Raw genomic sequence first — 1,443 nt, forward strand, 5'->3', positions numbered from 1 at the left:
AATCAGGCCACCAAAAAATAGTATTTCGGCCAAATACATGGGAACCACCATACCCTACCCTCATTCACGCAGTATTTTGAGAGGGAATCCATCCAAGTCTTAACCTTATGGCTCCCGGCTCAAACACTACCGGGATGACGAAAAGACTGATTCGGGGTACTACCGGAATAACAACAGGACAAATTCGAGATGCTACCGGAATAACAACAGGACAAATTCGGGATATTCCCGTTTTAGCCCATAAACATCCCACCGTTTACATGGATCGTTTCACCAGTAATATAACTTGCTTGCTGAGATGCCAAAAACCCTACTACCGAAGCCACTTCTTCGGGCTGCCCCAAGCGCTGCATCGGTATTGTCGCCAACATACTCGCTTTTACGGTATCGGAAAGCTCTTCTGTCATGCTCGTCTCAATGAAACCCGGAGCCACTGAGTTAACTGTAATGCCTCGCCCACTAATCTCTTTTGCCAAAGAGCGGCTAAAGCCCTCTATGCCTGCCTTGGCAGCACAATAGTTTGCCTGGCCTGCATTGCCCATTTGCGCAACAACAGAGCTAACGTTAATAATTCGTCCCCAGCGCGCCTTAGTCATGCCTCGGAGCGCTGCCTTTGAGACTCTGTAAATCGAGCTCAAGTTGGTGTTCAAGACATTATCCCAATCTTCTTCTTTCATACGCATCAACAAACCATCACGGGTAATGCCGGCGTTATTTACAACGATCAAAGGCGGACCATAAGCTTGAGTGACCTGTTTGATGCCTTCTGTGACCGACTCTGGGTCTGACACATCCATCTTAATGCCGTCACCGTCCAAGCCCCACTTTGAGAAATAATGCGAAATTGACGAGGCACCATCTTCTGTTGTGGCAGTACCAATAACCGTTAAGGACTCATCCATGGCCAACTCTTTAGCAATCGCCTGACCTATTCCACGGCTTGCGCCCGTGACTAACGCCACCTTCTTTTCCATTGCCATTTTCCTGTTCTTTATTTTGGTATTTTAACTTGGTGCGCACCGCGCACCCTATACAGCATGTTTAATCTGATAAACCGGAAACTACTTTTTCAAGACTACTCACGTCTGACATAGCCATCGTGTTAACCGTTTTATCAATTCGTTTATTTAAGCCCGCTAGCACCTTACCAGGACCACATTCAACGAAAGTGTCGGCACCTAGCTCAATCAGCTTAGTGACCGATTGTGACCAAAGTACGGGGCTATGCAAATGAGCCAATAAATTTGTCTTTAGCTCTTCCAGGTTTGTGGCTACCTGAGCATTCACATTTTGCACAATAGGAATACCGGGTTCTTTAAATGTCAGTTTCGACATTGCATTTGCCAACTCTTCACCTGCAGGCTGTAACAAGTCACAATGGCAAGGAACACTTACAGGAAGCTTCGCAGTACGACGAGCGCCTTTTTCTTTTGCGATAGCCAT

2 protein-coding genes are annotated in these 1,443 nt (G+C 46.7%); both read right to left on the minus strand.

Going from position 1 to position 1,443, the window contains the following annotated elements; all coding sequences use genetic code 11:
* Nucleotides 1-233: 233 nt before the first annotated feature.
* Nucleotides 234-980 carry a 3-oxoacyl-ACP reductase FabG gene (fabG, locus tag A3757_RS19410; protein WP_068506760.1) on the minus strand — a complete coding sequence of 249 codons (747 nt, stop codon included), beginning with the start codon at nucleotides 978-980 and terminating at the stop codon, nucleotides 234-236.
* A 61-nt stretch (nucleotides 981-1,041) separates the two neighbouring features.
* On the minus strand, nucleotides 1,042-1,443 hold a 402-nt coding region (locus tag A3757_RS27035), incomplete at its 5' end, for an ACP S-malonyltransferase (RefSeq protein WP_068740124.1).

This window comes from Oleiphilus sp. HI0117, assembly GCF_001635235.1.

Excerpts from the sequence above, each read along its gene's own strand:
- fabG (WP_068506760.1), bottom strand. The coding sequence starts at position 980 with ATGGCAATGGAAAAGAAGGTGGCGTTAGTCACGGGCGCAAGCCGTGGA.